At 74.1% G+C, this 13465-nt stretch carries 15 protein-coding genes; 6 read left to right on the top strand and 9 right to left on the bottom strand.

What is annotated here, in order from left to right; all coding sequences use genetic code 11:
* Window positions 1–7: 7 nt before the first annotated feature.
* Window positions 8–577 (bottom strand): PH domain-containing protein, encoded by a 570-nt coding sequence (locus ACIPLC_RS29520; RefSeq protein ID WP_400476068.1) that lies wholly within the window; start codon window positions 575–577, stop codon window positions 8–10.
* 164 nt (window positions 578–741) lie between these two features.
* Between ACIPLC_RS29520 and ACIPLC_RS29515 the strand changes: the two genes are divergently transcribed.
* From ACIPLC_RS29515 to ACIPLC_RS29505, 3 genes are all read left to right on the top strand, one after another.
* Window positions 742–1416 (top strand): hypothetical protein, encoded by a 675-nt coding sequence (locus tag ACIPLC_RS29515; protein WP_350883589.1) that lies wholly within the window; start codon window positions 742–744, stop codon window positions 1414–1416.
* A gap of 136 nt (window positions 1417–1552) precedes the next feature.
* Window positions 1553–2374 (top strand): DsbA family protein, encoded by an 822-nt coding sequence (locus ACIPLC_RS29510; protein WP_400476067.1) that lies wholly within the window; start codon window positions 1553–1555, stop codon window positions 2372–2374.
* A 68-nt stretch (window positions 2375–2442) separates the two neighbouring features.
* Complete coding sequence (locus ACIPLC_RS29505; RefSeq protein ID WP_400476066.1) at window positions 2443–3093, top strand: vitamin K epoxide reductase family protein; 651 nt, start codon at window positions 2443–2445, stop codon at window positions 3091–3093.
* Between the two features lie 7 nt (window positions 3094–3100).
* On the opposite strand, the gene ACIPLC_RS29500 is transcribed toward ACIPLC_RS29505, so the two are convergent.
* The 4 genes from ACIPLC_RS29500 to ACIPLC_RS29485 form a co-directional block, all read right to left on the bottom strand.
* Entirely contained in the window at window positions 3101–3598 is a 498-nt protein-coding gene (locus ACIPLC_RS29500) for an NUDIX domain-containing protein (RefSeq protein ID WP_400476065.1), read from the bottom strand.
* 114 nt (window positions 3599–3712) lie between these two features.
* Window positions 3713–4786: a serine hydrolase domain-containing protein gene (locus ACIPLC_RS29495; RefSeq protein ID WP_400476064.1), complete on the bottom strand. Its 1074-nt coding sequence runs from the start codon at window positions 4784–4786 to the stop codon at window positions 3713–3715.
* Between the two features lie 45 nt (window positions 4787–4831).
* Window positions 4832–5344, bottom strand: coding sequence for a GNAT family N-acetyltransferase (locus tag ACIPLC_RS29490; protein WP_400476063.1), 513 nt, complete (start codon window positions 5342–5344; stop codon window positions 4832–4834).
* A 24-nt stretch (window positions 5345–5368) separates the two neighbouring features.
* Window positions 5369–5785, bottom strand: a complete 417-nt coding sequence (locus ACIPLC_RS29485) for an ankyrin repeat domain-containing protein (protein ID WP_400476062.1) — start codon at window positions 5783–5785, stop codon at window positions 5369–5371.
* Between the two features lie 433 nt (window positions 5786–6218).
* Here ACIPLC_RS29485 and ACIPLC_RS29480 point away from each other — a divergent pair, with 433 nt between their 5' ends.
* The 3 genes from ACIPLC_RS29480 (at window position 6219) to ACIPLC_RS29470 (ending at window position 8792) form a co-directional block, all read left to right on the top strand.
* Window positions 6219–6413, top strand: coding sequence for a hypothetical protein (locus ACIPLC_RS29480; protein WP_063346460.1), 195 nt, complete (start codon window positions 6219–6221; stop codon window positions 6411–6413).
* A gap of 112 nt (window positions 6414–6525) precedes the next feature.
* Window positions 6526–8142 (top strand): hypothetical protein, encoded by a 1617-nt coding sequence (locus ACIPLC_RS29475; protein ID WP_400476061.1) that lies wholly within the window; start codon window positions 6526–6528, stop codon window positions 8140–8142.
* Between the two features lie 275 nt (window positions 8143–8417).
* Complete coding sequence (locus ACIPLC_RS29470; protein WP_030306127.1) at window positions 8418–8792, top strand: RNA polymerase-binding protein RbpA; 375 nt, start codon at window positions 8418–8420, stop codon at window positions 8790–8792.
* Between the two features lie 97 nt (window positions 8793–8889).
* Here ACIPLC_RS29470 and fxsA read toward each other — a convergent pair whose 3' ends face one another.
* The 4 genes from fxsA to ACIPLC_RS29450 form a co-directional block, all read right to left on the bottom strand.
* Entirely contained in the window at window positions 8890–9468 is a 579-nt protein-coding gene (gene fxsA / locus ACIPLC_RS29465; RefSeq protein ID WP_400476060.1) for an FxsA family membrane protein, read from the bottom strand.
* Between the two features lie 55 nt (window positions 9469–9523).
* Complete coding sequence (gene lnt / locus ACIPLC_RS29460) at window positions 9524–11164, bottom strand: apolipoprotein N-acyltransferase (RefSeq protein WP_400476059.1); 1641 nt, start codon at window positions 11162–11164, stop codon at window positions 9524–9526.
* 101 nt (window positions 11165–11265) lie between these two features.
* Window positions 11266–11748: a GNAT family N-acetyltransferase gene (locus ACIPLC_RS29455; protein WP_400476058.1), complete on the bottom strand. Its 483-nt coding sequence runs from the start codon at window positions 11746–11748 to the stop codon at window positions 11266–11268.
* Window positions 11749–11822: 74 nt separating this feature from the next.
* Window positions 11823–13436 carry an amidohydrolase gene (locus tag ACIPLC_RS29450; RefSeq protein ID WP_400476057.1) on the bottom strand — a complete coding sequence of 538 codons (1614 nt, stop codon included), beginning with the start codon at window positions 13434–13436 and terminating at the stop codon, window positions 11823–11825.
* Between the last annotated feature and the right edge of the window lie 29 nt (window positions 13437–13465).

Genomic DNA, 13465 nt, shown 5'->3' with positions numbered 1-13465 from the left:
CGATCAGCTAGCTCCGGAGGACGACGACCACCACCACGACGACGCAGATGAGCAGGCCCAGGACGACTCCGGCCGCGGTGGGCGTTATCCGGTCCCGGAACTGCTTCGTCGGCCGGCGGCGGGCGGCCTGGTCCGTGCTCAGCTCCCACCAGTCGACGACCCGCTGGAAGTCCACGTGGAAGTCGGGGTCGGGGTAGACCGCGCTGTGCTGGATCCCCGGCAGTGAGCGGCGGCGCCCGTTCGTGAGGGTCATCCGGACGGCGAGCGTCGTCCCGCCCTGGACCTTGGTCTCGCGCACGTCGATCCAGCGGATCTCCTGCCACGGGTAGGTGCGCCCGGTCCCGAACCCCCAGCAGAGGGTGATCCCCTCCGGCCCGACCCTGCTCCAGTTCCGGAGAGCGATGGTGAAGCCCACGCCGACGAGCACGAGCGTCCCGCCGAACAGCCAGCACAGGCCCACCGGGCCGAGCCGGTAGGCGGCGAAGGCCACCTCCAGGACGAGCACGATGACCAGCGGGACCAGCTGCGACCAGGAGGGGCGGTACCGGTCTTTCCCCCGGAAGATCAGTTCGTTCACGCGGCGCACACTACGCCCACCCACTCGAACGGAGAAGCGGTTTCGGCGATCGCGGCTGATCCGGCGTCAGGCGGGTGAACGAACGGCCTCCGGCGGGCAACGCCTCCGCTCCCCCGGGTACGCGCCCTCGTGCCGGGTGTAAGCGTCGTGGCATACTCCGGGGCGTGACGACCTCCACCCATGCGATCAGGGCCCTGCGGGCCGCGGTGTTCACCGCGCTCGCCGTGCCGCTGTCCGCGCTGGGTCAGGTGGTCATCACGGGTCGCCCGCTGCCGCTCTCGCTGGTGGCGGCCGCGACCGCCGTCGTCTTCCTGGTCGCGGCCGCGCTGGCCGGCGGGGAGCGGCGGCTGCTGCACATCTCCGGCGTGCTGGTGCCGGTCGAGCTGCTGCTCAACACGACGTTCAACCTGGGGCAGGCCGGCTGTGGGCCGATCCTGTCCGAGCACGTGCCCGCGCGCGGTGTGAACCTGCTGGTGTGTGGCGGCGGTTCGGTGGACGGGTCGCTGCTGGCCGGTCCGCTGGGCCACGTGGGGCCGCTGGCCCCGGCGGCGACCCAGGTGCTGCTCCTGCTGGTGCACCTGGTGATCGCGCTGGCCGCCGCTGCCTGGCTGCGGCTGGGCGACGCGGCCCTGTCGGGCCTGGCCCGGTCGCTGCGCGCGCTGCGCCAGTCGCTGGCCCGCCCGCTGCGCGCCCTGGTCCTGCTGCTGCTCCCGGCTCCGGTTCGGCCGGTGCTGCGGGTGCCGCTGCCGGTGTCGGACCGCGTGCGGCCGCGCCGCGAGGACGTGGTGCTGAGCCCGGCTCCCCGGCGTGGTCCGCCGGTTCTCGCGCCTGCCTGCTGATCCGTCCGGGGCCTCCGGGCCGCCGCGCACGTTCGTCCGCAGGCAGCGCGCACAACTCCCGCGTTCACCCGATCCCGCCGCACCCGGTGCGGTTTCCCGCGCGCATCCGCGCGCCGCGTACAGGAGTTGACCTTCCATGGCTCAGACCCCCAGCAAGCAGCAGGCCAAGCGCATCAGCGCCCGTGAGCGGATCCAGGAGGCGCAGCGCCTCGAACAGCTGGCGTCGAAGCGCCGTCAGCGGATCGTCGTCGCGGTGTCCGCCGTGGCGGTGCTCGCCCTCGCGGGCGGTGCCGCGATCGCGATCAACTCGGCGTCCGGCAAGGACGAGAAGTCGGCCGCGGCCGGTGCGGCCGCGCCGACCGAGCTGGTCGTGCCGGCGAACGCCTCCGGCCCGGACGGCACGGTGATCACCTACGGCAAGGCCGACGCGCCGCACACCATGGAGATCTACGAGGACTTCCGCTGCCCGATCTGCAAGCACTTCGAGGCGGCGAACGGCGAGGCGGTCAAGAAGCTGACCGAGGACGGCTCGCTCAAGGTGGAGTTCCACCTGGCGGCGTTCCTGGACAACAACCTCGGCGGCAAGGGCTCGCGCACCGCGCTGGCCGCCGCGGGCGCCGCGCTCAACGAGGGCGTGGACAAGTTCAAGCAGTTCCACGACGTGCTGTACGCCAACCAGCCCGACGAGCGCAAGGACGACTTCGGTGACGTCAACCGCATCCTCGACCTGGCCGGCCAGGTGCCCGGGCTGAAGACGGACGCCTTCGTGAAGGCCGTCACCGACAAGACGTACGCGCCGTGGGCGGCGAAGGTCGCGGACGCGTTCAACGGCAGCGGGGTGACGGGCACCCCGACGGTCAAGGTGGACGGCAAGCCGATCTCGCTGTTCAGCGGCCAGGCCACGGTGACGCCCGAGCAGTTCACCGCCCAGGTCAAGCAGGCCGCCGGCCTGCAGTAAGCACGGCACCACCGGCCCGGCCGAACCCCGGCCGGGCCGGCCCCTCCCAGCCACCGGAGTGTGCTGCCATGACCGCCGCGACCCCTGTGCACCTCGCCCGTCCCGTTCCCCGCGCCGCCGGCCGTGCGCCGGTCGGCGCGGGCCGGGCGTTCTCACTGCTGCTGTTCCTCGGCGGGCTGATCGGGCTGGCCGCCTCGGCCGTCCTGACCTTCGACAAGCTCCGCATCCTGGAGAACCCGTCCTACGTCCCCAGTTGCAACCTCAATCCGGTGATCAGCTGCGGTTCGGTGATGCGCACCGAGCAGGCGGAGGTCTTCGGTTTCCCGAACCCGCTGCTCGGGCTGGCCGCCTTCGGCGCGCTGGCGGCGGTTGGGGCGGGGCTGCTGGCCGGTGCCGCGTACCGGCGCTGGTTCTGGCTGGGCCTGCACGCGGGCACCCTGCTGGGGGTGGTGTTCGTGCACTGGCTGATCGACGAGGCGCTGTACCGGATCGGCGCGCTGTGCCCGTACTGCATGGTGGTGTGGGCGACGGTGGTGGTGCTGTTCTGGTACACGACGCTGCACAACCTCCGGACGGGGGTGATCCCGGTGGGCCCGCGGCTGCGGCCGGTCGTGCGGGAGGCGGCGCGCTACCACTGGGCGGTGCCGGTGCTGTGGGCGGCGGTGATCGCGCTGCTGGTCCTCAACCGGTTCTGGTACTACTGGAGCACGCTGGTCTGACGGACCGTCAGCCGACGTACCCCGTGGAGTGCAGCAGCGCGGTGGCGCCGGTCCGCCGGGCCTCCAGGGCCCGGCGGAGCCGGCGCGCCGCGCAGGGGTGCAGCAGTGCGGCCGCCCGGGCGGGGGTGAAGTACCCGTACCCGGCGATCTCCTCGGCCTGCACCCGGATGGCGGCGCCGGCCGCGACCGTTCCGCCGTCGAACATGAACTGCACGGCGGGGTGGGCGTGTTCGCCCTGGCCGGGGATCGGATCGCGCCACTCGACGACGAGCAGCCGCAGCTCGCCGACCACCAGCCCGGTCTCCTCGCGCAGTTCGCGGGCGGCGCATTCGGCGGGGCCCTCGCCCGGGTCCATCCCGCCGCCGGGGAACTGCCACTGGGCGCGGTAACTGGCCTTCAGCAGCAGGACGTCGCCGCCTTCGCCGGTGAGCAGCACGCTGCAGCCGACGTAGGCGCGCAGCAGCCCGGCCAGCCAGTCCTGTTCCGAGAGCCAGGTGTCCGTCATCGCGCCTCCTCCGCCGGTGCCCCGTCGCGGTGGCCACTCTGCCGCAACCCCCGTACCGGATCCGCTGGTTCGTACCCTAATCCACCCGATCGGGTACTCGCCGGAACGGCGGTGCTACCCGAAGACCGCCCGCCGGTAGGCGTTGCGCAGGTCGGTGAGCGGCTGGACGCCGCGGTCGTAGTGGACCTTGTTGGTGAGCAGCAGCGCCCAGCGGCCGAGCCGCCGGGAGATCCAGATGCCGGTACCGGTGAAGCCGTAGTGGACGAAGGTGCCCTCGGCGGGGTCGGTGCCGGGGGCGTACAGCCAGGACAGGCCGCGGACGGGGGCGAGGCCACCGGTCTGTTCGCGCAGTGATTCGGCGATCCAGGCTTCGCCCCAGGGCAGTTGGGGCGGCGGGGCGAGCAGCGCGGTGAGGAAGCGGGTGAGGTCGCGGGCGGTGGAGAAGGCCCCGGCGTTGCCGGAGACGCCACCGAGCAGCCGGGCCGAGGGGTCGTGGACGACGCCGCGCAGGTGGCTCCCGGCCCGCTGGTCGTACTCGGTGGGCGCGGTGTGGGCGGTGTCGGCGGGGCCGAGCGGACCGTACCGGGTGTCGGCCATGGCGAGCGGTCGCCAGGCCCAGCGGGTGGCGAGCTCGTCCAGCGGCGCGCCGCCGAGGTCCTCGACGAGGTAGCCGAGCAGGACGGCGGCGCGGTCGGTGTACTCGACGGCCGTGCCGGGTTCGCGGTGCAGCGGGGCGGCGATCACCCCGGCCCGGATCGCCGCGAGGTCGCGCCCGTAGAGCTGCTCGAAGCCGGTGCGCGGGAGCGTTCCGGCGGTATGGGCGAGGAGTTGACGGACCGTCACCGCGCCGACGGGGTGCCCGTCGGCGGGTGGCCACCAGCGGCCGAGCGGTTCGTCGAGCGGGAGCCGCCCGGCCTCCCGGAGCACCCCGGCGCAGGGCCAGAGGGCGACGATCTTGGTGAGGCTGGCGAGGTCGTACCGGGTGTCCGGCCCGGGGGCGAGCCGGGCGTACGGGCCCTGCCCGAGCGCGCCGTGCGCGCCGCCGCCGAGCATCCCCCCGGCGTCTCCGACGGCCCAGACGGCGCCGGCCCCGACGGCGCGCACGCCGCTCCGGACCAGCCGGTCCAGCTCCCCGCCGGGCACGGCCAGGGTGGGGAGCCGGTCGGCTCCTGGCGGTCGGTGGCTCATCGTCCCCCTCAGAGGTGCCGTGAGCCTACCCGGCGGGCGGGCCGGTCAGGCCGCCGCGGGCAGCTCCTTGCCGAGGCAGATGCTCTGCGGGTGCTCGCGGTAGATGCCGAACTTCCGGATCGCCGCGTACCCCTCGGACTGGTACAGCGCCACGGCCTCGGGCTGCTCGGTGCCGGTCTCCAGGATGACGCGGGTGCGTCCGGCCTCGGCGGCGGTCCGCTCCAGGCGGCGCAGCACCGCCCGGGCCAGGCCGCGGCCGCGGGCGGCGGGGACGACGAACATCCGCTTCAGCTCGACGTCACCGTCGCGCAGCCCGTCCGGCCCGGCCTGCTTGGCCCGCCAGCCGCCGCAGGCGACCGGCCGGCCGTCGAGGTAGGCGATCAGGAACAGGCCGGCCGGCGCCTCGAAGTCGTCGGCGTGCAGCACGGTCTCGTCGGGGTCGCCGTAGCGGCGGACGTACTCCTGCTGCACCTCCGCCGACAGGGCCTGGGCATCGGGGTGGGCGTAGCCGGTGACGCGGAACTCGACGGTTCCGGCCACCGTGGTGGTGCTCTCCATGAGGGAAGAGCCTACGACCTGGATTCAGCGGGCCTCGAACCGGGCGACCAGCTCGTTCTTGCCGAACATCCGGGCGGTGTCGACGGCGTTCGGGGTGCCGGCGGCGGGGTCGGCGCCGCCGTCCAGCAGGACGGTCAGCACGTCCTCGGCGCCCTTGAAGACGGCGCCGGCGAGCGGGGTCTGGCCGCGGTCGTTGGCACGGTTCGGGTCGGCGCCGCGCGCCAGCAGGGCTTCGACGGTGGCGGCGTGGCCGTGGTAGGCGGCGAGCATGAGCAGGGTGTCGCCGCGGTCGTTGGTGAGGTCGGCGGGCGCGCCGGCGTCCACGTAGGCGGCCAGGGTGCCGGTCTCCCCGGCCCGGGCGGCGTCGAAGAGCTTTCCGGCCAGGGCGATCACCTCGGCGTCGGGGGCGTCGGCGGGCTGCTGGTTGGCGGCGTCGGTCATGGCGGGCGGCCTTTCCGGTCTGCGGGTTCTGCGGGTGGCGGGTTCTGCGGGTGGCGGGTTCAGCGCGTGGCTGGGCTGCGGGTGGCTGGGCTGCGGGTGGAGCAACTGCGCGTACCGCACCGTAGCGGCCGGGCGCCGGGCCGGGCCAGCGCGCGTCCGGATGGCGGATGGCGGCCCTGGAACGGCGGCCATCCGGGCGAACTTTCCCGACCCCCCGGAAACCTCCCGCCCGTCCGACGGGAATGCCTCGCCGCGCTGGAACTACGCGACGCACGGCCCCACCCCGGCCGGTTCGCCTGCCTTCGCCCGGACTCCAGGGCGGTATTGAACGGGAAAACCACCCATTTGCACCGTTCCATCATCTATTACTTTTTGTCACGATTAGTGCACTTTCTGTGACACGTCCCCGTCCCCCCTCCCCGAGGAGCAGAACGTGATCCTCTCGATTTCCGGCATCGTCCTGTTCGGCACCATCGCCTTCCTGTTCTTCCGCAGGGACGGGCTAAAGGTCTCCCACGCCGTCGTCTGCGCCCTCTTCGGCTTCTACGTCGCAGGCTCCTCGATCGCCCCGAGCATCACCGCCGGCGGCGCCAGCCTGGCGAGCCTGCTCGGCGGCCTCAAGTTCTAGGCGCTGCCACTCCCCCGCACGGGCCCGGGCGCGGATCCCACCGCCCCGGGTCCCGTCGTACGGGCCCCGCCCCCGTCACCCCACCCGTCCCACCCGCCCGGGGAGTCAAGGAATGCCGCTCCAACGCCATCTCAGCAAGGGCCGCGAGTTCGCCCGAACCGCCGGGGACCACGCCTCCGACATGTTCGCCCCGCTCTCCGTGATCGGCCGCGGGCTGCGCCACCACGCAGGCTGGGCCAAGGACCGCTGGAACGCCACCCCGAAGGACCGCCGCGGCCCGACCCTGTTCCTGACCGCCGCGATGCTGGTCGGCGTCTACCTGCTGCCGCACGGCCTGCTGTTCGCCCTGATCGCGCTGATGGCCAGCTCCGCCTGGGCCGGCCGGGCCCCCAAGGCGGCACCCGCCCCGCCCGCCCCGGACGTCTCCGACATCAAGCTCGGCGCGCTCTACTCCGCGCTCACCCCGTACCTGTGCGGCCCCGAGGACGCCAACCCGCTGTACCACTACGAGGGCCACTACAAGAACGCCTTCAGCTCCTGGGAGTTCGACGGCGAGGGCCGGCTCTCCCGGCTGGAACTCGGCTACCCGGCGTACTTCACCGACACCGAGCCGACCGCGCGGGCCCGGATCGAGCAGGTCGTCCAGGGCAAGGCCGGCCGGGCCCGGGAGTACCGCTTCGACTGGGACGAGGAGTCCAACCGGCTGCGGATCACCGCACTCACCCCGCTGCCCGCGACCATCGTCGCCCAGCGCTTCGTGGCCGCCCCCGGCGAGATCGTGCTCGGCTTCACCGACGAGGACGGCACCGCCCGGACCATCCCGGTCGCCCAGGGCGGCGCGATCGCCCAGCAGCCGCCGGTCGTCTGGCGCACCGGCCCGCGCTCGGCCGAGCCGCATCTGCTGGCGCTCGGCGTCACCGGCTACGGCACCTCCAGCCTGATCCGCTCGATCGCACTCCAGGCGCTCCCGTACGGCGACCTGGTGGTGGTCGACGGCGCCGGCACCGGGGAGCACGCCTGCCTGGTCAACCGGCCCGGCGTGCACACCGTGGAGACCAGCCTGCACGGCGCGCTGGCCGCGCTGGAGTGGGCCGCCCAGGAGACCGAGCGCCGGCTCGCCGCGCTGAACGCCGCCCGGCACGCCGGCACCGCGCCGCCCGAGGACGCCACCCGGCCGCTCTGGCTGCTCCTGGACCACCCGACCGAGCTGAGCGAGCTCGCCCACGCCGAGGGCCGACCGGACCCGCAGGACCTGCTGGAACTGCCGCTGCGGCACGGCCGCGCCGCCCGCGTCACCGTGGTGATCGCCGACGACGTCGAGGCCCGGCACCGGATCACCCCGACCGTGCGCTCCACCACCCGGGCCCGGGTCGTGCTCGGCCCCACCGGCCCCGAGGAGGGCCACGCCGCGCTCGGCGCACCGCTGGACATCGTGCCCGCCGCGCACGCCCCCGTCGGCCGCGGCTACGCCCGGATCGGCAACGGCACCCCCGTCCGACTCCAGGTGCCCGCCACCGTCGACCCGCTGGACGAGGAGGCCCCGGCCCAGCTGCGGGACGCGGTGATCGCCCTGCTCCCGCACCGCGACACCCGCACCGAGGCCGCCGCCGACCTGCCGCCCCGGCCGGAGCGCCCGCCGGTGGCGCTGCCGGCCGATCCGGCCCCCCGGGCCCACCCGGTCGACCTCGCCAAGGGCGAGCCGATGATCCGTTCCCGACCGATCTCCTGACCGCGGCGGGCGGGGGCGCCGACGGTCGTCGAATCCCGTCCCGGTAGGCTCGTCACGGAAAGGCCGACCGATCACCAGATGTGAAATAGGTGACACCTAGGGTGATATCCACGGCCAGATGTGACAAATCGGGCGCCGGTGGGTACAAACAGGGGCGGCACGACAGACGACGCATGTCCCGGGACGGGAATCTTCGTCGGAAGCCGAGCGTTGACCGAACGACGAAGAACAGCGACCACTAGTCCTGTGGGCTATAAGCCCGGGAGGCACGATTCATGAGCGAGCGAGCTCTCCGCGGCACGCGACTCGGGGCCACTAGCTACGAGACCGACCGCGGTATCGATCTGGCTCCCCGCCAGACCGTCGAGTATGCATGTCAGAACGGACACCGATTCGAGGTTCCTTTCTCGGTCGAGGCGGAGATCCCCCAGGCCTGGGAATGCCGCTTCTGTGGCCAGGAGGCGGTACTTCTCGACGGCGATGAGCCGGAGGAGAAGAAGGTCAAGCCGACGCGCACCCATTGGGACATGCTGATGGAGCGTCGGACCCGCGAGGAGTTGGAGGAGGTGCTGGCCGAGCGACTGGCCGTGCTCCGCTCCGGCGGGATGAACCTCGCGGTACACCCGCGGGACACCCGCAAGAGCGCCTGACCTCGCTCCCGCCACGGCGGGAGGACACGAAAAGGGACCCTGGTCACCAGGGTCCCTTTCGCGTTGCCGCTCCCGCCCGTTGCCGGGCGGGAGCGGGTCAGCCGGAGATCGGCGGGCGGTAGCCGGTGTCCGGGCCCTGCGGACCGCGCGGACCGGCGTCCGGCTCCACCACCTCGCCCTGGATCACCTTGCCGTCCGGGCGGTGGATGCGCAGTTGCTCCTGCAGCCGCATCGCGTCCGCGAACGGGGCGCTCCCGGCGGCGACGGTGCTGCGCAGCGCCTTGTCGGCCACCCGGCGGCCGCCGGCCCGCCAGAGCGCCCGGGTGGGCGGGAACAGCAGGGTGAGCGCCACCAGGTCCGACAGGAAGCCCGGGACGATCAGCAGCAGGCCCGCCAGCACCGTCAGGCTGGTGCCGGTCTGGGGCTGCTCGGACTTCGGGTCCTTGCTCTGCTCGATCGCCGCCGACAGCGCCTTCAGGCCGGCCCGCTTGATCAGCGAACCGCCGATCAGCGCGCCCGCGATGAGCAGCAGCACGACGACGGAGCCGCCCAGCCACGAGCCCACTTGGACCAGCAGCCAGACCTCCAGCACCAGCCAGGCGGTGATCAGCAGCGGCAGCACCCGGCGGAGCTTGCCGCGCGGGGCCGGACGGGCGGGGGTAGCTTGCTGGGTCACGGTACGAATCCACTCCAAGCGGTGCTCTGCGCGCCGCACGGGAGGTCCGGGCCGGCTACGGCACCACCTGGTCCAACGATTCCCCGGCTGCCGGTGTTCCGGCGGCGACCTTCCGCCGGCGGCCGACCAGGACACCCGCGCCGCAGGCCAGCAGGCCTGCGAAGGCCAGCGTCCACTCCGGCACGGCGCCGACCCGGTCGGCGACGGTGGTGCCGTCGCGCAGCGGGACGACCGCCGACAGCTCGGCCGCGGTCAGCTCCTCGGTGCGCTGCTCGACCGTGCCGTCCGGGGAGATCACCGCGCTGATGCCGCTGGTCGCGGCGATCAGCACGGCCCGGCCGTGCTCGACGGCGCGCAGCCGGCTCATCGCGAGCTGCTGCTCGGGCTGGCCGGTCTTGGCGTAGGTCGCGTTGTTGGTCTGGACCACCAGGACGCGGGCGCCGCTGTCCACGGTGTCGCGGACGATCTCGTCGTAGGCGACCTCGAAGCAGATCACGTCGCCGATCCGGGCCGGGCCGAGCTGCATGACGCCGTTGTGGTCACCGGGGTAGAAGTCCCGGGCGACCCGCTGGAGGCGGGTGACCACCTTCATCAGCTGGGCGCGGAACGGCACGTACTCGCCGAACGGGACGGGGTGCTGCTTGGTGTAGGAGGCGCCGGGGCCGGTCTTCGGGTCCCAGACGATGCCCTCGTTCTGGACGTGCTGCGCGTCCGGACCGTCCACCAGGGTGCCGACCAGGGTGGGCACGCCGACCGTCTTCACGGCCTGGTCGATGCGCTGGTAGGCGAGCGGGTCGCTGAACGGGTCCAGGTCGGAGGAGTTCTCCGGCCAGATCACGATGTCGGGGCGCGCGACCTTGCCGGCGTCGATGTCCGCGGCCAGCCGCTCGGTCGCCGCCGCGTGGTTGTTGAGGACCATCATCGGGCGGCCGAGGAAGTCCATGCCCGGATTGGGCACGTTGCCCTGGACGATGGCGACCTTCACGGTGTCGGCCGGTGCGGTCGGCACCGGCACCAGGTAGCCGGCCAGCAGTGCGGCCACCGCGCCCAGCGCCGCCATCGCGGCGGCCCGGGGAGCCTTGCGCGGCCCGCGCAGGCGCAGCGCGGCCCAGGCGAGCAGGGCGCCCGAGAGGGCGACCGCGAAGGTCACCAGCGGTGCGCCGCCGAGCGCGGCCAGCGGCGTGAACGGGGTCGCGGTGTTGGCGAAGGCCAGCCGCCCCCACGGGAAGCCGCCGAACGGCAGCCGGTCGCGCGCCCACTCCTGGGTGATCCACAGACAGGCCGCCCAGAGCGGCCAGGCCGGCAGCCGGGAGGTGACGGCCAGGCCGGCGCCGAGGACGGCCAGGAACAGCGCCTCCACGACCGACAGGCCGACCGTCGCGTCCCAGCCGACCACCCGCAGCCAGCTGAGCAGCAGCAGGAAGAACGGCAGGCCGAAGGCGAAGCCCGTCCAGGCCGCCTGGCGGACGGTGCGGCCCCGGGTGAGCAGGGAGAGCGCGGCGACGCCGAGCAGCGACAGCGGCCACAGGTCGAAGGGCGGGAAGGCGAGCCCGAGCAGCAGTCCGGCCAGGGCCGCGAGGCCGGTGCGGGGAAGGCCCGCCCGGAGCTTGGCGACGGCGCGGGCGGCGCGACCGGGCCCGGGCGCCGACTCCACCGGCTCGGGTACGGCCCCGGACCGTTCCTGGGTGACGGGCATGGCCACCGGCGCACCATCTTCCTGGATCTTGCTGTTCGGACGCTGTCCGAAGAAGGTACCCCGGAAGGTCGGGGAAGCGTGAGGTCAGGGTGGTAGCAGGGTCAGCGGCTCGCGTACCGGACCTCGCCCAGCGGCCAACGCTCCGCGAGCCAGGCGGAGACGGCCCGGTGCAGCGGGGCGTCCAGCTCGGCGCGGTCGGCGCGGACCCAGGAGCTGACGGCCGCCACGGACGGGTCCTCGCGGTCGGGGTACAGGTGGACGCCGCCGATCACCTCGCCCCCGGCGGGATCCAGGACGGTGTAGGCGAAGCCGGCGCGGTTCGCGAAGTCTGCGGCGGGCCGGCGCAGGTCGGCGAGGTTCTGCTCCGCCGTCGTCCCGGCGACCGGCGGCCGGTTGCGGCCGACGAAGCCGGGGGGGTGGCGCGGATGTGGTCGATGCTGCTCGGGCCTTGCCGCACACGCCCCTGACCAGGCGGCGAGGTCGGAGTCGTCGTGCTGCTCGCCCAGGGGTTCCAGGCGGAACTCCGGGGCGAGCAGCTCGCGGGGGACGGTGAAGTCGGCGGGCACCAGCGGGTTGGTCGCCATGGCGGTCAACCTATGGGCCGTCGGGCCGTCGCTTCACCTGGGTTTTCTCGGCTCCACTCGAGTCTGGTCTGGTCTTACTCGGCGGCCCGGTGGACAGTGCGGCCGCGGACGACGGTGCGCAGGCAGGCCGGCAGGGGACGGCCGGGGGTGAGGTCGGGCAGGCCGGGGGTGCCGGAGCGCGGGTCGGTGGACCAGCCCGCCACCCGGGAGTCGGGGGCCTGGACGACCAGTTCGTCGGCGGCCCAGACCGCGTAGCTGGCGACCGCGCCGGGGACGAGCACGCCGTCCTGGTCGCGGCCGATCGCGCGCCAGCCGCCACGGGTGTGCGCGGTGAAGGCGGCGCGGACGGAGATCCGGTGCTCCAGGGTCTGGTGGAAGGCGGCCGCGCGCACGGTGCCCCAGGGGTCGAGCGGGGTGACCGGGGCGTCCGAGCCGAAGGCCAGCGGGACACCGGCCCGCAGCAGGGCGGCGAAGGGGTTGAGCACGGCGGCCCGCTCGGCGCCGAGGCGCTGGACGTACATGCCGTCCGGGCCGCCCCAGGCGGCGTCGAAGGCGGGCTGGACGGAGGCGGTGAGGCCGAGCTCGGCGAAGGCCGCGATGGCCTTGTCGTCCAGCGCCTCGGCGTGCTCGACGCGGTGGCGCAGCGCCCTCACCCGCCCGGCACCGACCCGCTCCCCGGCCGCCCGGACACCGTCCAGGACGGCGGCCACGGCCGCGTCGCCGATGGCGTGGAAGCCGGCCTGGAGCCCGGCCTCGGTGCAGGCGGCGACGTGGTCGGCGACCTGCTCGGCGGTCAGGTAGGCGGTGCCGGTGTGCTCGGCGTCGGCGTAGGGGGTGTGCAGGCAGGCGGTGTGCGAGCCCAGTGCGCCGTCCACGAAGAGGTCGCCGCCGGCGCCCACCGCGCCGAGCCGGCGGGCCGTCCCGATGCCGCCCAACTCGCCCCAGTAGCCGAAGACTTCGGGGCCTTCGCCAGCGGCGGCGAGGGCCAGCAGGGCGGCCAGGTCGGCCTCCGAGGAGATCTCCGGGCCGGCGCACTCGTGCAGCGCGCCGATGCCGAGTTCGGCGGCCCGGGCGAGGGTGGCGCGCTGGGCGCGGCCGCGCTGCTCGGGGGTGAGGTGCGCGAGCGCGGTCTGCCGGACGGCGTGGTGGGCGTCCTTGGTGAGCGGGCCGTCGGCGGTGTGGCCGGGGCGCTCGGCCAGGCCGGCGGCGAGGGTGCGCAGCGCGGTGGTGGCGAGCGCGGAGTGCACGTCGGTGCGGGAGAGGTAGAGCGCGGCGCCACGGGCGGCGGCGTCGAGTTCGGCGAGCGTGGGCGGGCGGCCCTCGGGCCAGCCGGTCTCGTCCCAGCCGTGGCCGATGAGCACCCCGCCCGGCTCGGGCCGGGCGTCGACGAAGGCGGTGACGGCGGCGAGGGCGGCGGCCAGCGAGGGGCTGCCGGTGAGGTCGAGGCCGGTGAGCGCCAGGCCGGTGGCGGTGGCGTGCACGTGGGCGTCGACGAAGGCGGGGGTGACCAGGGCGCCGTCCAGCTCGACGATCTCGTCGGCGGTGGTGGCGTACGCCTCGGCGGCACCGTCGCTGCCGACCCAGGCGATGTGCTCGCCCTCGACGAGCATCGCGGTGGCGAAGGGGTCGGCGGGGCTGTAGACGGCGCCGCCGCGCAGCAGGACGGTCCGGGGGGTGCGTTCGGTCATGCCGCTAAGTCTGCACCTGCGGGGTTCGT

It is taken from the genome of Kitasatospora sp. NPDC086801 (genome assembly GCF_044745805.1).
Lineage (GTDB): Bacteria > Actinomycetota > Actinomycetes > Streptomycetales > Streptomycetaceae > Kitasatospora.
The sequence above is the reverse complement of the archived record's forward strand: the minus strand, read 5'-3'. Positions and strand labels throughout refer to the sequence as shown.